We start from the raw sequence: 22,714 nt of genomic DNA on the forward strand, positions 1-22,714 counted from the left end.
CCTGGCTGAGATTTGTTGAGGCCAGCGGGCTGGCGAACTGCAATCAGCGCTTGCGCCTTGCCTTACGCGGCCTCAAAACTGTCGAATGCAGTTCGCGGCTTACGTTTTCGACGCCTATGGCACGCTGTTCGACGTGCATGCGGCCGTGCGCCGTCACGCCGACCAGATTGGGCCGGACGGCCAGTTGCTGTCCGATATCTGGCGCGCCAAGCAGCTGGAATATTCCTGGGTCAGGACGCTGATGGGGGCCTATGCCGATTTCTGGCAGCTCACCGAGCAGGCCCTCGACTTCGCCCTGCGCAAGGTTCCATCCGCGGATGCCGGGCTGAGGGCGAAGCTGCTCGAGGCCTATTGGCGGCTGGACTGCTATCCGGAGGTACCGGCCGTGCTCAAGGCGCTCAAGGCATCGGGGGCAAGGCTGGCGATCCTGTCAAACGGTTCGCCTGAGATGTTGGAAGCGGCGGTCAAATCCGCCGCGCTCGACCAGGTCCTGGACGACGTCTTTTCCGTCGACAGCGTCAGGCGCTTCAAGACCGATCCGTCGGTCTACGACATGGTCACCACGGGCTGGCGCCTCTATCCGGGCGCCGTCTCTTTCCAGTCATCCAACCGCTGGGACGTCGCCGGCGCCACCAAGTTCGGCTTCAGGACGGTGTGGATCAACCGCGCCAATCAGCCAGAGGAATACCGGGATTTTCCACCGGCCCTGATCCTGCCGTCCCTCGATGGTCTGATCTCCGGGGTTTGACGGCCGGACATGTTGCCTCGACGCAACAGTACGGTCCAGTCACAGCTTTGCCTTTGTTTGTCCACCCTGCGGCCAGAATTGGAACCGCCTATCGCGCCGGGCATTGCTCGGCACCTGCGCAACAGGACGCATTTATGCTTTGTTGCGATTTGAGACTTAAAAAAGGCAATCATGTTCACACCCCAATCGTCCTCTCTTCGCCTGAGCCGTCGCGGTTTCCTCAACGCGGCCGCCTTTGGCGCCGCCTCGGTCGCGGTTTCCAGTTGCACCACGCTGTCGCAGCAGCCAGTCGAGCCACCGCCGCCGACCTATGTCGAGCCGGCGCTCGGCGACTACGTGACGATGTATGGGCCGATGTCGGATGGCGGCTTCGAGCTGCCGGCCATACCTGTCGACAAGATCGACCCGCAGTTCCTGCGCCAGATCGTTGACGATCCGACCGGGCAGCAGCCCGGCACCATCGTCGTCGACACGACCAACCACTTCCTCTACCTGGTGCGCCCCGGCGGCCAGGCGATCCGCTACGGCGTCGGCCTCGGCCGCGCCGGCTTCGAATGGTCGGGCGATGCGGTGGTCCAATGGAAGCAGAAATGGCCGAAATGGACGCCACCGGAGGACATGATAGCCCGCCAGCCCGAGCTCGCAAAATACAGCGCCGATAATGGCGGCATGCCCGGCGGGCTGGACAACCCGCTTGGCGCGCGTGCGCTTTACCTGTTCCAGGGTAACCAGGACACGCTGTACCGGTTGCACGGCTCGCCGGAATGGCGGTCGATCGGCAAGTCGGTGTCGTCGGGCTGCGTGCGCCTGATGAACCAGGACATTATCGATCTCTACGATCGTGTGCCGAACAAGACCCCGGTCGTGGTGACAGCCGATGTCGGCCAGCCGGTGGTGGCAACAGCAAACCGCAGAGCCATTCCGATCGACGCCGGCGTGCCGGAAGGATCGATCCTGCTCGGTCCGATAAAATCGATCACAAATTCGATCTTCTGAGCTGGTCGAAAGCGCGGGCGGGATCTTCCTCGCTCCCGCTGGTTTTGCTGCGCGTCGGCGTGCCTGTACCGGTGCCGGCCTTTAGGTCCGATGCTTACGCCGAGCAGCGGATTTTGCCGTGCTGTGGGCAGACGCCACCAGTGACAGCTCATGACCGCATAGCCGCCGTCCGCTGTCCTCCAGATCTGGATACTGGCGCTTGATTCCAGGACAGAATTGCCAACACCGATGCCCGCCTTCGGGTCCGATGCCCCTCACCTGCCCCTGGACAGGCTCCCCAGAATACCCCGCACGATCGCTCGTCCGACCGACGAGCCGACCGAGCGCACCACGGATTTGATCGCAGCCTCCGCCACCGTCTGGCGGTTGGAGGGCCGCGGCGCGCGGCGGCCGCCGGTCGGCTGGGGATCGTCGTTGCCAAAGCCGGGAATGGTCCAGCGCGAACGGCCTGCGTCCTGTTGCTGCGCCTGTGCCTCCTGGGCGTCCTTAGCCTTTTTCTGCAGGATCTCGAAGGCCGATTCGCGATCGACGGTCTGGTCGTACTGTCCCGCGACCGGGCTCTCATTGATCAGCTTGCGGCGCTCTTCGGGCGTGATCGGGCCAAGGCGCGACGATGGCGGGCGGATCAGCGTCCGCTGCACCATGGACGGCACGCCCTTGGCTTCCAGCGTCGAGACAAGCGCCTCGCCGGTGCCGAGCTGCGTGATCACGGTTGCGCAGTCGAAATCGGGATTGGGCCTGAACGTCTCGGCCGCCGTCTTGACGGCCTTCTGTTCGCGCGGCGTATAGGCACGAAGTGCGTGCTGCACGCGGTTGCCCAACTGGGCCAGCACGGTTTCAGGGATATCCAGCGGATTTTGCGTGACAAAATAAACGCCGACGCCCTTCGAACGGATCAGCCGGACCACCTGCTCGACGCGGTCGACCAGCACCTTCGGGGCATCGTCGAACAGAAGGTGCGCCTCGTCGAAGAAGAAGACCAGCTTCGGCTTGTCCGGGTCGCCGACTTCCGGCAGTTCCTCGAACAGTTCCGACATCAGCCACAGAAGGAACGTCGCATAGAGCCGCGGATTCATCATCAGCTTGTCGGCGGCGAGCACGCTGATGGCGCCGCGTCCATCGCGCGTGGTGCGCATGATGTCGGCGATCCGCAATGCCGGCTCGCCGAAGAAATTGGCAGCGCCCTGCTGCTCCAGGACCAGCAGCGTGCGCTGGATGGCGCCGACCGAAGGTTTCGTCACATTGCCGTAGCGGGCGCCGATCTCTTCGGCGCGGTCGGCGATGTTGGCAAGCAGTGACTGCAGGTCCTTCAAGTCGAGCAGCAAAAGGCCTTCCTCGTCGGCGATGCGGAAGGCGATGTTCATGATGCCTTCCTGCGCCTCGGAAAGGTTCATCAGCCGCGACAGAAGCAGCGGCCCCATCTCCGAGATGGTGGCGCGGATCGGGTGGCCCTGCTCGCCGAACAGATCCCAGAAGATGACCGGGAATTCCTGGAATTCATAAGGATCGAGCTTGACCTGCTCGGCCCGCTTGACCAGGAAATCCTGCGCTGTGCCCATCATGGCGATACCCGACAGGTCGCCCTTGATGTCGGCGCAGAATACCGGCACGCCGGCATTGGAGAAACCCTCGGCCAAAATCTGCAGGGTCACCGTCTTGCCGGTGCCGGTCGCGCCGGTGACCAGGCCGTGACGATTGCCATACTGCAGCAAAAGCTGTTCGGGCCGCTGATAGCTGTCGTCCGGCTTGCGGCTGGCCCCTATGAAGATACTGGTATCGTCGGCCATGTGTCCGGTCTCCGCAAACCTATAGGATTGAATGCCCTGATCCCTTGAAGAAAAGGGAGCCCCGCCGCAGGTATAGTGAGGCCATTGCGCAGCGACAATGGGCACCGTCGAAAATGGCTTTTGGAGCTTGCGGAACCTGCCCATGTTTGGCAATCGGTTGACGGTCGGCATCACGGAAGGCGTGTTGCACGGCAAGTGTGCTGCATTGTGATATCGGGCCGGGGACCGTAGACTGACATAGTCGGCCGCCGCGGCCGCTAGAACGAGGAGAACCGATGGGCGCCGGTGCCTTGACCCAGGATGCCGAACTTCCAAACGTCGACCGGCAACGATGGCTGGCGCTGGCGGAGAAGGCGCTGGGCGGCGGGTCCTTCGAGGAAAAGCTCGTCTCGCATACGGACGACGCCATCCGCATCGAGCCGCTCTACGAGCGTTCGGTAACCGCCGAGCCTGTCGTGCGCGCCAACCCGGGATCACCGTGGATCGTCAGCCAGCGTATCGACGATCCGGATATAGGCCGCGCCAGTGCGCAGGCGCTGGAAGACGTCGCGCAGGGTGCTACCGGACTGTCGCTTGTCTTCGAAGGTGCGCCGAACGCCTTCGGCTACGGCTTGCCGAGGACGGCGGAGGCGCTGGAGGGCGTACTCGACGGCGTGCCGCTCAACCGCATCCAGATCCGCATCGACGCCCATCCCTGGAGCCGTGCCGTGGCCGACTGGCTGGTGGCGTTCTTGACCAAGCGCCGCTCCGACCCGGCAAAGCTCAACCTCTCCTTCGGCATCGATCCGGCGGCGATCTTTGCCGGGACCGGCAGGCTGCGCATGTCGATCGAGGCTTTACAGGCTTCGATGCCGCAATCGCTGGCGCATTTCTTTTCGATGGGTGTGCCCGGCGTGCTGCTGGAGGCCGACGGGCGGGTATTCCACAATGCCGGCGCCACCGAGGCGCAGGAGCTTGGCACCATGCTCGCCTCGGCCGTCTCCTATTTGAGGCTGTTCGAGAAGGCGCGCCAGCCGCTCGTCTACGCGGCGCCGCATATTGGTTTTGCGCTGAGCGTCGACCACGACCAATTCGTTTCGACGGCCAAGGTCAGGACGTTGCGCAGGCTGTGGGCGCGTGTCCAGGAGGCCTGCTCGATACCGCCCTCCACCGCCAGCATCCATGCCGAAACCTCCTTCCGGATGATGACGGCGGCCGACCCGGAAACCAACATCCTGCGCACCACCATCGCCGCTTTCGCGGCTGCCGTCGGCGGCGCGGATTCGATCGCCATCCTGCCGCACACGATCGCGCACGGCCTACCCGCGGGTTTTGCTCGCCGCGTTGCCCGCAACGCGCAACTGATCATGGCCAATGAAAGCCACATCGACCACGTCGCCGATCCGGTTTGCGGTTCGGGCGCCGTCGAAGCGCTGACTGCGGAGCTCTGCGCGGCGGCCTGGCAGGAGTTCCAGCAGATCGAGGCAGAAGGCGGCGTGCTGACCAGCCTTGAGCAAGGCCACATCCAGAGGCGCGTCCAGGCAGCTTCCGCCCGCCGCAACACAGCCTACCAGGCGGGCGAACGGGCGATCGTCGGCACGACGCTGCACCCGTCGAAGACCGAGCGTCCGGTCGAGACGCTGGCGGCGGAGCGGCGGCCTGCCTTCACCGAAGGCGTTGCGGTGTGCGAGCCGCTATTTCCGATCCGCATCGATCAGTCGATCGGAGCCGTGCCTTGATCCCGGATTTCAGCCAGATCGGCTGGTCGCCGCCACGGCGGGTGCCGGTCGAGGTCAAAGGCCAGCGGGTGACGCCGGAAGGCATTGCCGTCAAGCATCTCTACAACCAGGGCGATCTCAAGGGCTTGCCACATCTCGATACCTATCCAGGCCTGCCGCCCTTCGTGCGCGGCCCCTATCCGACGATGTATGTCCAGCAACCCTGGACGATCCGGCAATATGCCGGCTTCTCGACTGCCGAAGAGTCCAATGCCTTCTACCGTCGCAACCTTGCCGCCGGCCAGAAGGGCCTGTCGGTCGCCTTCGATCTCGCCACGCATCGCGGCTACGACAGCGACCATCCGCGCGTCGCCGGCGATGTCGGCATGGCCGGCGTCGCCATCGATTCCATTCTCGACATGCGCCAGTTGTTCGACGGCATCCCGCTTAACGAGATGACGGTATCGATGACGATGAACGGCGCGGTGCTGCCGATCATGGCGCTCTATATTGTGGCGGCGGAGGAACAGGGCGTCGCGCAGAAGGATCTCACTGGGACCATTCAGAACGACATCCTGAAAGAGTTCATGGTGCGCAACACCTACATCTATCCGCCAAAACCTTCGATGCGGATCGTGTCGGACATTTTTTCCTACACGTCGAAGCACATGCCGAAGTTCAATTCGATCTCGATCTCCGGCTACCACATGCAGGAGGCAGGAGCGACGGCGGATCTCGAGCTCGCCTACACGATTGCAGACGGTATCGAATATGCCCGCGCCGGCGTCGCGGCCGGCCTCGACATCGACCGTTTCGCGCCGCGCCTTTCCTTCTTCTGGGCGATCGGCATGAATTTCTTCATGGAAGTCGCCAAGCTGAGAGCAGCGCGCCTTTTGTGGGCCAGCCTGATGCTGAAGAACTTTTCGCCGAAGGGCGAGCGCTCGCTGTCGCTGCGCACCCATTGCCAGACTTCGGGCTGGTCGCTGACGGCGCAGGATCCCTACAACAACATCATCCGCACCATGATCGAGGCGATGGCGGCGACTCAAGGGCATACGCAGTCGCTGCACACCAATTCCTTCGACGAGGCAATGGCGCTGCCGACCGACCATTCGGCCCGCATCGCCCGCAACGCACAGCTCATCCTGCAGAAGGAGTCCGGCACGACGCGCATTATCGACCCGTGGGGCGGCTCCGCCTATGTCGAACGGCTGACGCATGATCTGGCGGCGCGTGCGCTTGCGCATATCGAGGAGGTCGAGAGCCTCGGCGGCATGGCCGCGGCGATCGAAAAGGGCCTACCGAAGCTGCGCATTGAAGAGGCTGCCGCGCGCACCCAGGCGCGCATCGATTCAGGCGAACAGATCGTGGTCGGTGTCAATGCTCACCGTCCCGGCACGGACATCGAAGTCGACGTGCTGAAGATCGACAATGCCGAAGTCAGGGCGCGGCAATTGTCGAAGCTGCAGCGGCTGAAAGGCACGCGTGACGTCGCCGCCGTCGAGAGCGCGCTCGATGCGCTTACCCGTGCTGCCGGGAGTAACGCAAACCTGCTGGAATTCGCCATCCGGGCCGCACGCGCCAACGCCACGGTCGGCGAGATTTCGCTGGCGCTGGAAAAGGTTTTCGGCCGCCATGTCGCCTCGGTGCAGACGATCTCCGGCGTCTATCGCAACGCGCTCGGCCACAATCCGGTGGTCGACCGGCTGCAGGACAAGATCATCGCGTTCGAGGAGAAGTCCGGCGGCAAGCCGCGCATTCTGGTCGCCAAGATGGGGCAAGACGGCCATGATCGCGGCCAGAAAGTGATCGCCACCGCCTTTGCCGACCTAGGCTTCGACGTCACCGTCGGGCCGATGTTCCAGACGCCGGACGAGATCGCCAGGCTGGCGGTCGAGCATGACGTGCACATCGTCGGCGCCTCGTCGCTGGCTGCGGGCCATTTGACGCTTATTCCCGAACTCAAGCATGCGCTGAAGAAGCTCGGCCGCGACGACATGCTGATCGTCGCCGGCGGCGTCATCCCGCCGCAGGATTACGACGCAGTCCGGCAGGCAGGCGCCACTGAAATCTTCCCGCCCGGCACGGTTATCCCGGAAGCGGCGGAGCGGCTGATGGACCGGCTGCTGCAGGCCGGCTGACGCTTTGTTATAATGTCTGTTGCAACAAGAAACACGCTGAGTTATAATCAGCGTTGCAACAGGATGCCTCACCATGAACACGACCATTCGCAAGATCGGCAATTCCGAAGGCGTGATCCTGCCGAGGGAGCTTCTCGATCGTCTGAACCTGAAGGCCGGCGACCAGCTTCAAATCGTTGAAACAGGTGACGGTCTTGCGCTGAAGCCAGTGGACGACAGCTTCGAGCGGCAAATGAAAGCTGCCCGCGAGGTCATGGACAAATACAAGGTCGCGCTTCAGAAGCTCGCCGAATGAGCTGGGAGTTTCTAACGCGGCGTGCAGTCGAAGCCATGCACGCGGAGCAGTTGCGCCGACACGGCGGAGCACAAGGCTTGAGGGATGAAAATGCCCTCGAATCGGCGCTCGCTCGCGCCGAAAACAAGGCCAACTACGGAGACCCGTCGGTTGAGGAACTCGCAGCCGCCTATGTCTTCGGCATTGCCAGAAATCATGCCTTTGTCGACGGCAACAAACGCACGGCCATTGTCGCGTCCGGCGCATTTCTGATTGTGAATGGTTATGCCCTGTCGGCCAATGACGGCATGCTTTACGAATTCGTCATGGGCGTCGCCGCCGGCGAAATCGACGAGGCCGGCGCCGCAGCGTTCTTCCGCGATCATGTCGTCAAGCTCGAAGACTAACTGTCGGAGAGCTTGACGATCTCCCATTCCTTGCCGTTGACCACGGCAACTTCGCCGACCTTCTTGCCGAACAGCGCCATCGCCATCGGCGACATATGGGAAATTGTCCCTTTGCCCGGATTGGCTTCGTCCTCGCCGACGATCTTCCAGTGCACCTTCTTGCCGTCGTCGCTTTCCAGGGTGACACCCATGCCGAAACGAACCAGGTCGCTCCCCGGTTCGGGCACCGAAAGCTCGGCGCTTTCACGCCGCGCCGTCCAATAGCGGAGATCACGCGACACCAGCGCGATGCGCTCGCGGTCGGCCCTCTTCTCGGCTCTGCCCAGTTCGTCGCGCAGAGCGGCCACCTCGGCATCGATCAGCGCCATGCCGCGTTCCGTGACCAGATTGCGGTGATGGCTGATCGGCCGCTCGCCGATGCCGGCGATGGCGTTTTCGCTGTCTTCCTCGCGGGTGAAGGCCCTGCTCATCTGACGAACTTAGGCTTGGAATGGCGACTCCACAAGCCATTGCTGATGAAGAGGCTAATGGTGAAGATCTGGGGTTCAGTACCCGAGATTAGACAGCTGCTTGGGGTGTAAAGCTGGCCATGCGAATGCCTCAACTTGGCGCACTATCGCGCTTCGAGGGCCGCAAGGCTAAGGTCCGGTTGCGCAACTAGGTAGCGGAGCCCCTTGGTTCCGACGTCGCCTTGCTCAACGATATTGAAGCCGTGCCGGCCGAGATCCGCTGCAACTTTGTCCAAATCGACGTAACCATGCCGGTGGAGCCGAAAGGTGCTCTTCTGGCGCGGCGGTTTCGCAAAATCGACGATAAGCACACGACCGCCCGGCCTCAGGACGCGGAAGGCCTCTCTGCCGAATTCCTCGCGGCCCTTCTTTGGAAGATGGTGGAACATCAGCGTGCTGAGGACGACATCAAATTCCCCATCCTTGAAAGGCAGTTCCTGAGCGGTGGCGGTCGAGAACCCGACTTGTAGCCCGGCTCGCCGGGCCTTTGCCGTCGCGCGCGCAACCATTTCGGCGGAGGCGTCGACGCCGTGCACGCGCCCCTCCGGCGCCACTTTTGTCTGGCAAGGAGCGCGGTGGTGCCGGTGCCGCACCCGACATCCAGGACCACTTCTCCCGGCTTCAGCTCCGCAAAGCTTAATATCCTTTCGCGAAAAGCACGTTCGCGACCGAAGGTCAGAAGCCACGCCAGCATATCGTACAGGGCGGCGGAATGAAGCGTGATGCCGACATGCAGCGCCTTCTCCTCGCCGGCGGCCGGTCTGCGGTCCTTTCCGGACAGCCGCCCGTGAGCGCTTTGCCATATCAATAAGCTCGCGACTACGACGAGTGCACCAGCATGAAGCAGGAGGACGGGAACTCCCAAGGAAAAGACCGCATTTGCCTGTCCCAACGAGAAAAATGCCGCGAGCACCACGGCCACTTTGACGAGCGCGACTAACGCATGCCCTCCGACTATTGTTCCGAAAAGACGTTGGTGCATTGCTTTATCTCCGGCCAGCCGGGCATCGCGCTGGGCCTTCCGCAAGAGCATAGGATACTGGACAGTGTGTCCAGTATCAGTTTTACTGGCCACATCGCACCGACGCGCCCAATACTGGACGATTTGGTGTCCTTTGGCCGGAAAAGGATGTTGCCGATGCCAGCCGGACCGATCGACCGTCGGGTCGCCAGGACCCGCAGCCGACTGCAGCAGGCGCTTTTCAGACTGACCGCCGAGAAGGGATATACGGCGATCACGGTCGAGGATATCTGCAGGGAAGCCGATGTCGGCCGCTCGACTTTCTACACACACTATCCCGACAAGGACCGCTTGAGGAAAGCAACGATCGACGACCATCTGAAGACCTTGCAGGCGCACGGTGCCGAACGCTATTCGCAGCGAAACGCCAAGGGCTTTTCCTTCAGCGGTCCGGTGTTCGAGCATGCTCTTGCCACGCGGGAGATGCACCGTGCGCTGATGGGCGGGAAAAAGCGCGAAATGCCAGAAGAGATCCGCGGCTGGATAAGCAGGCAGGTTCGCCATGAGTTGGCGAATATCCAAGGTGATCAAGGCGGGGCCAGACTTGAGATCGCCACACGCTTCATCGTTGGCGCGTTCTTTGAAGTGATGCACTGGTGGCTTGAGAGGGATACGAAGCTGTCCCCCGCGGAGATCGACCAGACATTCCTGCAACTTGCCTTCAACGGGGTAAATGCGGTGATCGCTGAGCCAACGAGGATCGAATAGGGGCCAAGCGTCAGATTTTCACCACGAGTTCGACCGGGCTAGTCTGGCACGAATCCTGCGGCGTGAGCGTTGGACGCAAGGATCTGTGCCGATGTTGAACAGACGAACGCTGCTTGCGCAGACCGCCGGCTTTGCCGTCATGGGGATTTCGCTCGGCAAAGCAGCGGCGAAAAACCTGGCCGGCATCGAGAAAGCCGCGATGCGCGGGGCGATCAACGCGACCGAGCTCGGCGTCCGGCCCGGCGCGCTTGACGACCAGAGCAAGGCTTTCGCCAAGCTGCTGCGCGACGCGCACGACCGCGACATGCCGGTGTTCCTGCCGCCGGGGATCTATATCGTTTCCAACCTGTCGCTGCCCGGCCGGGTGCGCCTGTCCGGCGTGCCGGGCGCATCGCGGATCGTCTATGGTGGCAATGGCCATCTCATTATGGCCGAACGGGCCGAGCATATCGAACTCAGCGGGCTGGTGTTCGACGGCAGCAACCGCTGGATGGGCGACTACACGCAAGGCCTGCTCGATCTGCGCCGCATCGCCCATCTGGTCGTCGACAACTGCCAGATGACCGGCAGCGGCAAGAACAGTCTGGCGCTCGAACATGCCTCGGGCCGCATCGAGCGCTCGGAGATATCCGGTGCGGCCGATGCCGGCATCTATTCGGTCGAGGCCGATGGCCTGGAAATATCAGGCAATAGCGTCTCCGACTGCGCCAATGGCGGCATTCTCGTGCACCGCTGGCAGGCAGCGGAAGACGGCACCATCGTCAGCGGCAACCGGATCGAGCGCATCCAGGCGCGCAGCGGCGGAACCGGCCAGAACGGCAACGGCATCAATGCGTTCCGCGCCGGCAATGTCATCATCTCCGGCAATATTGTCTCGGATTGCGCGTTCTCGGCGATCCGCGCCAACAGTTCCAGCAATTTGCAGATCACCGGCAACACCTGCTCGCGTTCGGGCGAGACGGCCGTGTATTCCGAATTCTCGTTCGAAGGCGCCGTCATCGGCAACAACATCGTCGATGGTGCTGCGAACGGTATTTCGATCGTCAACTTCAACGAAGGCGGCCGCATGGGCGTGTGCTCCGGCAACATCGTCCGCAATCTGTCGACCAGCGGTCCCTACCCTGCGGACGCGCCCGGCTTCGGCGTCGGCATCAGCGTCGAGGCCGACACCACCGTTTCCGGCAATGTCGTCGAGAATGCGCCGCTCTACGGCATGCAGATCGGCTGGGGACCGTTCATGCGCAATGTGGTCGCCACGGGAAACATCGTCCGCAAGGCGGGGACCGGCATCGTCGTGACCGTGGTCGAAGGTGCCGGAACGGCAATCATCTCCGACAATGTCATCGACCGAGTCCAGAACGGCGCGATCGTCGGCCAACGCTGGGCCGAGCGAGTGACCGGTGACCTCGCCGCATCAGGCAATGCCGGCTACGCGCATTTGACCGTCGAGCGCAACCACGTCAGTTGAGGGTGGCCGTCGGCCGGAGCGCGCCGACCTTGGCGCCGATCCGGCTTTCGATAGGCGGATTTGCCTGTTCGGTCAGTTTCGCTGCGAGCGCCTGGTCGGCTTGCAAAAGCTTAGCCAGCACGGCTGCGACCATCACTTCAGCGGCGCGGCCGGCGCCATCGTCGCACTTCAGCGCGATGCCAAGGCCAAGCTCCGGAACGGCTGCACAAAAAACACCTTCGGCGCCTCCCTTGACGAAAATCCGGCCCGGCGCGGCCTCCATCATCGCGACGTCGGACCTGCCCGTGCCGGCGACGAAAAACGGCTCGGCCATGCAGGCGGAAAGCAGCCGCTTCGCCGCCCGGGCGCGCACCGGCTCGAAGCCGGCACCTGTCGCCATGCGGGCAAAGCCAAGGGCAAAGCTGCGCAGCGGCACGGCATAGGTCGGAATCGAGCAGCCGTCGGTGCCGCGGTGATCGGCGTCATGGGCAGCACCGGTCACCGCCTGCATCGCTTCGCGCACCATCTCCTGCGAGGCATGGCCAGCCTCGACGTAACCACGATGGGCGATGCCGCTGTGAACGCAGGTGCATAGGAAGCCTGAGTGCTTGCCGGAACAATTATTGTGCAAGGTGTTCGGCGCACGGCCGGCGCGGGCAAGCGCCAGCGTCGCCCCGTGGCTCGACGGCCAATGCGCGCCGCATTCGAGTGCCGTCTCGTCGAGGCCGGCTTTCGCCAGCATGGCGCGTGCCAGCTCGACATGCGGCGGCTCGCCGGAATGGGAGGCGCAGGCCAGCGCCAGCTCCCGGTCACCGAAGCCGTAGGCATCGGCAGCGCCGCTCTCGACCAGCGGCAGCGCCTGGATCGCCTTGACCGCCGAACGCGGGAACACCGGCTGTGCCGTGTCGCCGATCTCCCAGACCGGCTTGCCGTCGGCGTCGAAGACGGCAACAGCGCCGCGATGGGCGCTCTCGACGAGAGCGCCGCGCAAGACCTCGACCAGAACCGGATTTGTCATGTCACCTCCCGCAAATGCGGGCGGGTTTATCTGATCCGGTCGAGAATGGAAACGTAGTTGGCGACCGCGGCACCACCCATGTTGAAGATGCCGCCGAGCTTTGCTCCCGGCACCTGGATGCCGCCCGCCTCACCGACGAGTTGCATCGCGCCCAGCACATGCATCGATACGCCGGTGGCACCGATCGGGTGGCCCTTGGCCTTCAGCCCGCCAGACGGATTGACCGGCAGCCTTCCATCTTTCGCCGTCTCGCCATCCAGGGCCAGCTTGGCGCCCTCGCCCGGCCTGGCCAGGCCCATCGCCTCATACTCGATCAGTTCGGCGATGGTGAAACAGTCATGCGTCTCGACGAAGGACAGGTCGCCGAGCGTCACGCCCGCCTGCTTCAGCGCCTGGTTCCAGGCCTGCTCGCAGCCTTCGAAGGCGAGAATGTCGCGCTTCGACATCGGCAGAAAATCCTGCACATGCTCATTGGCGCGGAAGGCGACGGCGCGGCGCATCTTCAGCGCCGTGGCCGTGTCGGCAAGGACAAGCGCGGCGGCACCGTCCGACACCAGCGAGCAGTCTGTGCGCTTCAGCGGACCGGCGACGAAGGGGTTTTTTTCGCTTTCCTGCCGGCAGAACTCGTAGCCGAAATCCTTGCGCATCTGCGCGTAGGGATTGTCGACGCCGTTCTTGTGGTTCTTGGCGGCGATCATCGCCAGCGCATCCGACTGGTCGCCGTAGCGCTGGAAATAGGCTTGGGCGATCTTGCCGAAGACGCCAGCGAAGCCTGCCGGCGTGTCACCGTCCTCCGGCAGATACGAGGCCTTGAGCAGGTTCTTGCCGATCTCGGGACCGGGCGTCGTCGTCATCTGCTCGGCGCCGACCACCAGCACGATACGGGCGGCATTGGCGTCGATGGCGCGGATGCCTTGCCTGACCGCCGCCGAGCCGGTGGCGCAGGCGTTCTCGACGCGGGTCGCCGGCTTGAAGCGCAGCCGGTCGTCGGCCTGGAGGACCAGGCTCGCGGTGAAATCCTGGGCGGAAAACCCGGCGTTGAAGTGGCCGAGCACGATCTCGTCGACGTCATCCGGACCGATGCCGGCATGATCGAGCGCCTCGACTGCCACCTTGGTGATCAGGCTCTCCAGCGTCTCGCCTTCGAGCTTGCCGAAGCGCGAATGCGCCCAGCCGACGATGCATGCTGTCATGGCAACCTCCATCCTGCGGGCCGGGCAACGTATGTCGCGGCCCGCCTCAGCATTGTTCAAGCATGAACCGTTCCGCCGGCTTCGTGAAGGGGCCAGAACCGCACAATCGCTTGATCTTGATCATCTGGTCATAGTGCCTGGCTTTTGCCAGCAAATCAGGCTGGATTTTTGTTGATTGATGCGTCAATAAAAAATAATCTTGTCCCAACAGGCCGGAGCAGGAATGCCGAAACTCGGAATGGAGCCGTTGCGCCGCAGGGCGCTCATCGACGCAACGATCTCGGCGATCGGCGAGCGCGGTTCGCTTGATGTGACGATGTCGGAAATCGCCGGGCGCGCCGGCGTGTCCTCGGCGCTTGCCCACCATTATTTCGGCGTCAAGGACGAATTGCTGTTGGCGACGATGCGGCACATCCTCAGCGAACTCACCGCCGATACGCGCCGCGCACTTCGCGCGGCCGGCACGGCGCGCCAGCGCGTCTCGGCGGTGGTCGCGGTCAATTTCTCCGACATCCAGTTCCAGCCCGAAACGATCGCCGCCTGGCTCGCCTTCTATGTCGAGGCGCAGAAATCGGCAGCACTCCGCCGGCTGCTCAAGGTCTATGCGCGCCGGCTGCATTCCAATCTGCTCAGCGGGCTGGCCGGCATCCTGCCGAGAAGCGAGGCCGATCGGGTCGCCGAAGCGACCGCGGCGCTGATCGACGGGCTCTATATCAGGCGCGCGCTGAAGGACGGTGTTCCCGATGCCGCGACCGCGATTGCACTGGTCGAGGACTATCTCGAAACGAAGCTCAGCGGACGGCAGAAGCAGTGACATCCAAGCGACCCAACATCCTGATCGTCATGGTCGATCAGCTCAACGGAACGCTGTTTCCGGATGGGCCGGCGGACTTCCTGCACGCGCCGCATCTGAAGGCGCTCGCCGCGCGTTCGGCGCGTTTTTGCAACAATTACACGGCCTCGCCGCTCTGCGCGCCGGGCCGCGCCGCATTCATGAGCGGCCAGTTGCCGTCACGCACCGGGGTCTATGACAACGCCGCCGAATTCGCGTCTTCGATCCCGACCTTTGCCCATCATCTGCGCGCCGCAGGTTATCACACCTGCCTCTCCGGCAAGATGCATTTCGTCGGGCCGGACCAGTTGCACGGTTTCGAGGAGCGGCTGACCACCGACATCTATCCGGCCGATTTCGGCTGGACACCCGACTATCGCAAACCCGGCGAGCGCATCGACTGGTGGTATCACAATCTCGGCTCCGTCAGCGGCGCCGGTACCGCCGAGATCACCAACCAGCTGGAATATGACGACGAGGTCGCCTTCCATGCGGTGCAGAAGCTCTACGATTTTGCCCGCGTCTCCGACGATGCCGCACATCGGCCCTGGTGCTTGACGGTTTCCTTCACCCATCCGCACGATCCCTACGTCGCACGGCGGCGCTACTGGGACCTCTACCAGGATTGCCCGGCGCTCGAGCCCGAGGTCGGCTTCATTCCTTACGACAGGCAGGACCCTCATTCGCAGCGGCTCTACCGCGCCAGCGACTATGACAGGTTCGACATCACCGCTGAGCAGATACGCCGCGCACGGCGCGGCTATTTCGCCAACATCTCCTATCTCGACGACAAGGTCGGCGAATTGCTGTCGGTACTCGAGCGCACGCGAATGCTCGACGATACGATCATCCTGTTCTGCTCGGATCACGGCGACATGCTCGGCGAGCGCGGCCTGTGGTTCAAGATGTGCTTTTTCGAAGGTTCGGCGCGGGTGCCGCTGATGATCGCCGGCAAGGGCGTACACGCCGGGCTGATCGAGACGCCGGTTTCCAACCTCGACGTGACGCCGACGCTTTGCGATCTCGCCGGCATCGACATCAGCGCGATTGCGCCGTGGACCGACGGCCAGTCGCTGCTGCCGTTGCTGAACGGAAAGAAACGCTCCGCGCCGGTGCTGATGGAATATGCCGCCGAAGGCTCCAACGCGCCGATGGTGGCGATGCGCGAGGGCCGCTACAAATTCATCCATTGCGAGATCGATCCGCCGCAACTGTTTGATCTTGAATCGGATCCGCGGGAATTGACCAATCTCGCCGCCGATCCGGCCAATGCGGCTTTGGTGGCCGCTTTCACCGACAAGGTGCGGGCGCGTTGGGACATGGCGGCGTTCGATGCCGCGGTGCGTGCCAGCCAGGCACGCCGCTGGGTGGTCTACCCGGCGCTGCGCAACGGCACCCATTATCCCTGGGAATTCCAGCCGCTGCAGAAGGCATCGGAGCGCTACATGCGCAACCATATGAACCTCGACCTGCTCGAAGAGCAGAAGCGCTTTCCGCGAGGCAAATGATGGCAGACCGTCTCGTCCCCTCGCTCGACCATCTCAGGCAGGCCTATGCCGTCACCTCCAAGGCAACGCAGGTCACGCCGCTGCTGGAATCGGCGGCACTCGCCCGCGAGACCGGCGCTGCCCGCGTCTTCGTTAAGGCCGAATCGCTGCAATGGGCCGGATCGTTCAAGGTGCGCGGCGCCTACTGGCGGCTGAAGAAGCTCTCGCCTGACGAAACCAAAAAGGGCGTCGTCGCCTACTCCTCCGGCAATTTTGCGCAAGGGCTGGCGGCGGCAGGCGAAGCGCTTGGCATTCCCGTCACCATCGTCATGCCGATCGACGCGCCGGCCGCCAAGCGCGACGCCACATCGGGCTACGGCGCGCGCGTGGTGCTGACTGACCATGGCGAGCGCGCGCGTGAGGAAGTCGCCGCCGCCAAGGCGCGCGAGATCGCTGCGGGCGAAGGCCTGGCGCTGCTGCACCCGTTCGACGATCCGGAGATCGTCGCCGGCCAGGCCGGTGCCGGGCTGGAGGCACTCGACCAGCTCGCCGCCAGGCAAGCGGAGGCCGATCTCTTGTTCTGCTCAGTCGGCGGCGGCGGCCTGATCGGGGGCGTTTCGCTGGCCTTCCACTACCTATTGCCCGCCACGGAGATCATCGGCGTCGAGCCCGAAGGTTTTGACGGCATGGGCTCGTCGCTGGCGCATGGCGCCATCGAAACCATGCCGATCGGGCCGAAATCGATCTGCGACGGGCTGATGTCGCGGCGGCCGGGCGACGCGCCGTTCGCAGCGGTGAAGGCGGCCGGCGTTCGCGGCGTCACCGTCGACGATGCCTCGGTGCGGCGCGCCATGCGCATCGCCTTCGAGCGGCTGAAGCTGGTGCTCGAACCATCCGGCGCTGCTTCGCTGGCGGCGTTGCTCGGCGGTAAGGTCGACGCGACCGGCAAGACCGTTCTCGTAGTGGCAACCGGCGGCAACGTCTCGCTGGCCGATTTCATTGCGCATATGAACCACGGGCGCGCATGAACCATGCTTGAAGCGGATTTCGTCATTATCGGCTCCGGCTCGGCCGGCTCGGCCATGGCCTACCGGCTGTCGGAGGAGGGCAAGCATTCGGTCATCGTCATCGAATATGGCGGCAGCGATATTGGGCCGCTGATCCAGATGCCGTCGGCGCTGTCGATCCCGCTCAATATGAGCCTCTACGACTGGGGCTTTGCCAGCGAGCCCGAGCCGCACCTCGGTGGCCGCGTGCTGGCGACGCCGCGTGGCAAGGTCATCGGCGGCTCGTCCTCGATCAACGGCATGGTCTATGTGCGCGGCCATGCCCGCGACTTCGACCACTGGGCCGAACAGGGCGCGGCCGGCTGGGGGTTTGCCGACGTGCTCCCCTATTTCAAGCGCATGGAGGACAGCGCAGGCGGCGAGGATGGCTGGCGCGGCCATGGCGGCCCGCTGACTGTGCAGCGCGGCTCGAGGACGAACCCACTCTATGGCGCCTTCGTCGAGGCAGGCCGTCAGGCCGGCTTCGAGCTGACCGACGACTATAATGGCGCGAAGCAGGAGGGCTTTGGGCCGATGGAGCAGACCATCCGCGGCGGCCGTCGCTGGTCGGCGGCGAGCGCCTATCTGAGGCCGGCGCTGAGGCGGAAAAATGTCATCCTGGTCAAGGGTTTCGCCCGGCGGGTGATCATCGAGAATCAACGCGCCACCGGCGTCGAGATCGAAGCGCGCAAACGGATTCAGGTAGTCAGAGCGCGGCGCGAGGTGATCGTTGCCGCGTCCTCGATCAACTCGCCCAAGATCCTGATGCTGTCCGGCATCGGCCCCGGCCAGCACCTTAGGGAGAACGGCATTCCCGTGATCGCCGACCGGCCGGGCGTCGGCCGCAATCTGCAGGATCATATGGAGCTCTACATCCAGCAGGAATCGACAAAGCCGATCACGCTGAACTCGGTGCTGAATCCGTTTTCGAAGGCGATGATCGGGGCACAATGGCTGTTCTTCAAATCCGGCCTCGGCGCTACCAACCATTTCGAGGCAGCCGCCTTCGTGCGCTCGCGCGCTGGCGTCGATTATCCCGATATCCAGTATCACTTCATCCCGGCCGCGGTCCGCTATGACGGCAAAGCGGCGGCCAAGGCGCATGGTTTCCAGGCGCATGTCGGGCCGATGCGGTCGAAGTCGCGCGGTTCGGTCACGCTGCGCTCGCCCGATCCCAAATCGAAGCCGGTGATCCGCTTCAACTACATGTCGCATCCGGACGACTGGAAGGAGTTCCGCCACTGCATCCGGCTGACCCGCGAGATCTTCGGGCAAGCGGCCTTCGATCCGTACCGCGGCAAGGAACTGTCGCCGGGCTCGCATGTGCAGTCCGACGACGACCTCAACGCCTTCATTCGCGACCACGCCGAAAGCGCCTACCACCCTTGCGGCACCTGCAAGATGGGCCGTGCCGATGATGCGATGAGCGTGGTCGATCCGGAATGCCGCGTCATTGGCGTTGAAGGGCTGCGGGTCGCCGATTCCTCGATCTTCCCGCGCGTCACCAACGGCAATCTCAACGCGCCGTCGATCATGACTGGCGAGAAGGCCGCCGACCACATTCTCGGGCGCACGCCGCTGCCACCTTCCAACCAGGAACCATGGATCAATCCGCGCTGGCAGGTGTCGGACAGATAGGCCATGATCCGGCGGACGCATATTCCGCATGCCGCGGCAAGACGATTTGGAGAACAGTCATGCGCGCCCAGCCAACGGCATCGCATTATGTCAACGGCCGCTATATCGAGGACGAGCGCGGCGCAGCGCTGCCGGTTATCTATCCGGCAACCGGCGAGACCATCGCCATGCTGCGCTCGGCGACGCCGAACGTGCTGGAGCTCGCGATCGAGGCGGCGCGTGCGGCACAACCGGCCTGGGCGCGGCTGAAGCCCGTCGAACGCGGCCGCATCCTGCGCCGTGCCGCCGACATTCTGCGCGCGCGCAATGCCGATCTGGCGCGCATCGAGACGCTGGATACCGGCAAGCCTATCCAGGAGACGCTGGTTGCTGACGCCCCGTCGGCGGCCGACTGCCTGGAATATTTCGGCGGCGCCGTTGCCGCCTTTAATGGCGAGGCCGTCGATCTCGGCGGGCCCTTTGCCTATACCAAGCGCGAGGCGCTCGGCGTCTGCGTCGGCATCGGCGCCTGGAACTACCCGATCCAGATCGCCGGCTGGAAATCCGCACCGGCTCTCGCCATGGGCAATGCGATGGTGTTCAAGCCGTCGGAGAACACGCCTCTTTCAGCGCTGGCGCTCGCCGAAATCTACACCGAGGCCGGCCTGCCGGACGGGCTGTTCAATGTCGTGCAAGGTTTGGGCGATGTCGGCGCCGGCCTTGTCGGCCATGACGTCGTCGCCAAGGTCTCGGTGACCGGCTCGGTGCCGACCGGCCGCAAGGTGCTGTCGCTCGCCGGCTCGAAGATGAAGCACGCGACGATGGAGCTCGGCGGCAAGTCGCCGCTGATCGTCTTCGAAGACGCCAACCTCGAAAATGCCATCGGCGGCGCGATGCTCGGCAATTTCTATTCGACCGGCCAGATCTGCTCCAACGGCACGCGGGTCTTCGTGCAGAGCGGCATCCATGACCGTTTCGTCGAGAGGCTGACCGAACGGACGAAGAAAATCCGCATCGGCGATCCGCTCGATCCGGACACGCAGATGGGGCCGCTGGTCTCGAAGGCGCAGCACGACAAGGTGGTCTCTTACATCGAGGCCGGCAAGCAGGATGGCGCGGTGCTCGCCTGCGGCGGCAATGTGCCTTCGCTGCAGGGTTTCCAGGGTGGCTTCTTCGTCGAGCCGACGGTGTTCACCGAGGTCACCGACACGATGCGCATAGCGCGCGAGGAGATTTTCGGGCCGGTGATGAGCGTGCTGAAGTTCGACAGCGAGGACGAGGTGATCGAGCGCGCCAACGATACCGAATTCGGCCTCGCCGCCGGCGTGTTCACCCGCGACCTGGCGCGCGCCCATCGTGTCATCGCCGAACTGCAGGCCGGCACCTGCTGGATCAACGCCTACAATCTGACGCCGGTCGAAATCCCCTTCGGTGGCTTCAAGCAGTCCGGCATCGGCCGCGAGAACTCACTCGCGGCGCTAGCACTCTATTCGCAGCTGAAGTCGGTCTATGTCGAGACCGGGGATGTCGCCAGCCCGTACTGATCCTTGCGGGCCGTGCCGTCGAGATACTGGGTCAGCGCGCAGACGAGATGATAGAAGATGCTGGCCGGCACCTCGTTTGCCAGCGAGCGGCCGCGTTCGTCGATGCGGTCGATCCACAGGCCGAGCGGTGCCGGATTGATGTGCCAGCGGAACAGCCGGCCGACCCGCGCCTCGATTTCCGGCTTCAGGTCGGGCCCCCCCGAACCGTCCAGCGCGATCGCCGCCTTGATCGCTTCGGCCTGCGGCCAGCTGCGCGAGACGCGGTCGAGCGGCAGTCCTTGCCGCGAGACGGCGCCGTAGGCGAGGCCCGTGGCGCGGTTCAGGCCATTGGCGATCGCCGACGCGTAGAGCTTCCTGGCGAGGCCGGTCAAGTCGCTCTGGCGGCTGCGGCCGGCGAAGTCGACCAGCAGCGAGGCCCATTCGAAATGATGGCCCGGTTCGGTCCAGGTGCCCTTCTCGCCAGGGGCCGGCCGCCATTCATGGTCGAAATACTCGCCAAGGGTCCAGCTTTCCGGGTCGAAGAAATGGCTGCGGAACAGATCGACGATGCGCGCGGCGCGGCGGAGATGAGCGCGCTCGCCGGTCGCCTGATGCCAGGCCAGGAACGCCTCGAGCAGATGCATGTGCGGGTTGGAGCGGCGCTCGCCCTCGCCGCTCGAGGTCTCGCGGAAGCCGGTCAGGCGTTCGTCCTCGAGATGCGCGTCGATGAACGCAAAGGTTTCCTCGCCAAGCCGCAACGCATCGGGATTGCCGCACATATGGGCATGCGCCAGCGCCAGGAGCACGCAGGAATGATCGTAAGCATCCTCGGCGCCGTCGGCGACGGTGCCGTCGATGTTGAGGGTGCGTACCCAGCCGCCATTGTCGGTACGTCCGTGCCTGGCCATGAATTCGAGGCCGTGGCTGATCAGCCGATCGGCCGGGCCGTTCCAGCCGCGCGCCTTGGCGACGGCGAAGGCGTAGATCTGCCTGGCCTGCGTGCGCATGCGTTTGGGTTTCATCAGCGGGGCGGCATCGAAGCCGAGCGCTTCGTGGAAACCGCCATGGCGCTCATCGACGCCGACCGTCGACCACAACGGCACCGTCTCCTCGAACAGCCAATGGTGCACGCGGCGCTGCCAGGCGCCGCTTTCGATGACGCGATCGTCGGCGGGCGTGAACCTGGTCTCAAGGCGACCGCTCTTTTCGAGCTGCTCGACGATTTTTTTGACATTCTGGCTGTGGCTGACCGGCGCGACGAAAGTGGCGTCGGCGGTCGACACGATGGCGACGTCCTTCAGGCCAATGGCCGACAGCAGGCGACCATCGCTGCGGATATAGGAGTTCTCGCAATCGATGGCGACGACATCGCCGACGATGACATTGCCCTGCCTGTCGGAGGGGCCGACGTCGAGCAGCGATTGCCAGGAGCCGAGATCGTTCCAGCGAAAGCCCGCCGGCACCATGGCGATGCCGCTGGCGCGCTCCATGATCGCATAGTCGATCGATGTCGATGGGATGGCGGCATAGAGCTCCAGAGGCATGTAGAGGCCCGAAAGGTCTGATGTCGCCGCCTGAAAGGCAGCCTCGGTGGCGCTCCAGATATCGGGCTGGAAAGCCATGAATGCGTCGCGCATGGCGCTGGCGCGAAACAGGAAGATGCCGGTGTTCCAATAGAAGTTACCGGCCTCGAGATAGCTCTGCGCCGTGGCGAGATCGGGTTTTTCGACGAAACGCGAGACGTCGCAGATGCCGTCCCGCTCGCCGGCCACCTCGATGTAGCCATAGCCGGTCTCGGGTTGCGCGGGCTTGATGCCGAAAACCACCAGCCTGCCGTCGCGCGCCGCCGCGGTGCCGGCTTCGACGCTCTGCCAGAATTGCTGCGCCGTCGCGATCTCGTGGTCGGAGGGCACCACCAGCACCAGGCTGTCGCCGAATTCCGACAAGGTGCGCAGGCTTGCCAAGGCAACGGCCGCGGCAGTGTTGCGGCCGGTCGGCTCGAACAGCGGGCCGCCGCCGGAAAGCTCGAGACCGGCAATATCGGCATGAACGCGGTCGGCGTGCCTTTCCGAGGCAATCAGGAAGACCGGCGTTTCGCCCTCCGGCCGTGCGGTCAGCCGCCGCAGCGTCTTGGCCAGCATCGAGCCGTCGCCGGAGAAATCATGGAACTGCTTGGGATTATCCTCGCGCGACAGCGGCCACAGCCGCGAGCCGACGCCGCCACTCATCACAAAACTGACGATCCGTTCGGTCATGAAGACGA

The 22,714-nt window shown here is 64.1% G+C and carries 19 protein-coding genes; 13 read left to right on the forward strand and 6 right to left on the reverse strand.

The genetic code is table 11. The features are described 5' to 3' along the window. The first annotated feature begins 85 nt into the window (after window positions 1-85). Together NKI63_RS14310 and NKI63_RS14315 are read left to right on the forward strand one after the other, a co-directional pair. Entirely contained in the window at window positions 86-748 is a 663-nt protein-coding gene (locus tag NKI63_RS14310) for a haloacid dehalogenase type II (RefSeq protein ID WP_352690040.1), read from the forward strand. 171 nt (window positions 749-919) lie between these two features. Continuing rightward, window positions 920-1,744 carry a L,D-transpeptidase gene (locus tag NKI63_RS14315; RefSeq protein ID WP_352507471.1) on the forward strand — a complete coding sequence of 275 codons (825 nt, stop codon included), beginning with the start codon at window positions 920-922 and terminating at the stop codon, window positions 1,742-1,744. A gap of 254 nt (window positions 1,745-1,998) precedes the next feature. Here NKI63_RS14315 and NKI63_RS14320 read toward each other — a convergent pair whose 3' ends face one another. Continuing rightward, entirely contained in the window at window positions 1,999-3,531 is a 1,533-nt protein-coding gene (locus NKI63_RS14320; protein WP_352507470.1) for a helicase HerA-like C-terminal domain-containing protein, read from the reverse strand. A gap of 275 nt (window positions 3,532-3,806) precedes the next feature. Between NKI63_RS14320 and NKI63_RS14325 the strand changes: the two genes are divergently transcribed. From NKI63_RS14325 to NKI63_RS14340, 4 genes are all read left to right on the forward strand, one after another. Then, complete coding sequence (locus tag NKI63_RS14325) at window positions 3,807-5,249, forward strand: methylmalonyl-CoA mutase subunit beta (RefSeq protein WP_352690043.1); 1,443 nt, start codon at window positions 3,807-3,809, stop codon at window positions 5,247-5,249. Further along, complete coding sequence (scpA, locus tag NKI63_RS14330) at window positions 5,246-7,369, forward strand: methylmalonyl-CoA mutase (RefSeq protein WP_352690045.1); 2,124 nt, start codon at window positions 5,246-5,248, stop codon at window positions 7,367-7,369. The genes NKI63_RS14325 and scpA overlap by 4 nt, the downstream gene beginning before the upstream one ends. A gap of 73 nt (window positions 7,370-7,442) precedes the next feature. Continuing rightward, window positions 7,443-7,664 (forward strand): AbrB/MazE/SpoVT family DNA-binding domain-containing protein, encoded by a 222-nt coding sequence (locus NKI63_RS14335; protein WP_095496758.1) that lies wholly within the window; start codon window positions 7,443-7,445, stop codon window positions 7,662-7,664. Then, window positions 7,661-8,050 carry a type II toxin-antitoxin system death-on-curing family toxin gene (locus NKI63_RS14340; RefSeq protein WP_352690047.1) on the forward strand — a complete coding sequence of 130 codons (390 nt, stop codon included), beginning with the start codon at window positions 7,661-7,663 and terminating at the stop codon, window positions 8,048-8,050. Before NKI63_RS14335 ends, NKI63_RS14340 begins: the two co-directional genes overlap by 4 nt. On the opposite strand, the gene NKI63_RS14345 is transcribed toward NKI63_RS14340, so the two are convergent. After that, window positions 8,047-8,520, reverse strand: coding sequence for a GreA/GreB family elongation factor (locus NKI63_RS14345; protein ID WP_352507466.1), 474 nt, complete (start codon window positions 8,518-8,520; stop codon window positions 8,047-8,049). The genes NKI63_RS14340 and NKI63_RS14345 overlap by 4 nt on opposite strands. Before the next feature lie 143 nt (window positions 8,521-8,663). Further along, complete coding sequence (locus tag NKI63_RS14350) at window positions 8,664-9,362, reverse strand: class I SAM-dependent methyltransferase (RefSeq protein WP_352740863.1); 699 nt, start codon at window positions 9,360-9,362, stop codon at window positions 8,664-8,666. Window positions 9,363-9,502: 140 nt separating this feature from the next. Between NKI63_RS14350 and NKI63_RS14355 the strand changes: the two genes are divergently transcribed. Further along, entirely contained in the window at window positions 9,503-10,288 is a 786-nt protein-coding gene (locus NKI63_RS14355) for a TetR/AcrR family transcriptional regulator (protein WP_352507465.1), read from the forward strand. Window positions 10,289-10,379: 91 nt separating this feature from the next. Next, window positions 10,380-11,756, forward strand: a complete 1,377-nt coding sequence (locus NKI63_RS14360) for a TIGR03808 family TAT-translocated repetitive protein (protein WP_352507464.1) — start codon at window positions 10,380-10,382, stop codon at window positions 11,754-11,756. Here the strand turns inward: NKI63_RS14360 and NKI63_RS14365 are convergent. Together NKI63_RS14365 and NKI63_RS14370 are read right to left on the reverse strand one after the other, a co-directional pair. Continuing rightward, window positions 11,749-12,753, reverse strand: coding sequence for an asparaginase (locus tag NKI63_RS14365; protein ID WP_352507463.1), 1,005 nt, complete (start codon window positions 12,751-12,753; stop codon window positions 11,749-11,751). The genes NKI63_RS14360 and NKI63_RS14365 overlap by 8 nt on opposite strands. A 26-nt stretch (window positions 12,754-12,779) precedes the next feature. Next, window positions 12,780-13,946 carry an acetyl-CoA acetyltransferase gene (locus NKI63_RS14370; RefSeq protein WP_352507462.1) on the reverse strand — a complete coding sequence of 389 codons (1,167 nt, stop codon included), beginning with the start codon at window positions 13,944-13,946 and terminating at the stop codon, window positions 12,780-12,782. Between the two features lie 223 nt (window positions 13,947-14,169). On the opposite strand from NKI63_RS14370, the gene betI reads away from it, so the two are divergent. The 5 genes from betI to betB are packed head-to-tail and all read left to right on the forward strand — an operon-like array spanning window position 14,170 to window position 20,472. Next, entirely contained in the window at window positions 14,170-14,760 is a 591-nt protein-coding gene (gene betI / locus NKI63_RS14375) for a transcriptional regulator BetI (protein WP_352454288.1), read from the forward strand. Next, on the forward strand, window positions 14,757-16,286 hold the full coding sequence (betC, locus tag NKI63_RS14380; protein ID WP_352507460.1) for a choline-sulfatase: 1,530 nt from the start codon (window positions 14,757-14,759) through the stop codon (window positions 16,284-16,286). Before betI ends, betC begins: the two co-directional genes overlap by 4 nt. Then, on the forward strand, window positions 16,286-17,293 hold the full coding sequence (locus NKI63_RS14385; RefSeq protein ID WP_502900469.1) for a threonine/serine dehydratase family protein: 1,008 nt from the start codon (window positions 16,286-16,288) through the stop codon (window positions 17,291-17,293). Before betC ends, NKI63_RS14385 begins: the two co-directional genes overlap by 1 nt. A gap of 3 nt (window positions 17,294-17,296) precedes the next feature. Continuing rightward, window positions 17,297-18,949 (forward strand): choline dehydrogenase, encoded by a 1,653-nt coding sequence (betA, locus tag NKI63_RS14390; RefSeq protein ID WP_352507458.1) that lies wholly within the window; start codon window positions 17,297-17,299, stop codon window positions 18,947-18,949. Window positions 18,950-19,008: 59 nt separating this feature from the next. Continuing rightward, window positions 19,009-20,472, forward strand: a complete 1,464-nt coding sequence (betB, locus tag NKI63_RS14395; RefSeq protein WP_352821910.1) for a betaine-aldehyde dehydrogenase — start codon at window positions 19,009-19,011, stop codon at window positions 20,470-20,472. Here the strand turns inward: betB and NKI63_RS14400 are convergent. Then, window positions 20,436-22,706 carry an AGE family epimerase/isomerase gene (locus NKI63_RS14400; protein WP_352821913.1) on the reverse strand — a complete coding sequence of 757 codons (2,271 nt, stop codon included), beginning with the start codon at window positions 22,704-22,706 and terminating at the stop codon, window positions 20,436-20,438. The genes betB and NKI63_RS14400 overlap by 37 nt on opposite strands. Window positions 22,707-22,714 lie beyond the last annotated feature (8 nt).

This window comes from Mesorhizobium sp. M0410, from assembly GCF_040321435.1.
Classification (GTDB): domain Bacteria; phylum Pseudomonadota; class Alphaproteobacteria; order Rhizobiales; family Rhizobiaceae; genus Mesorhizobium.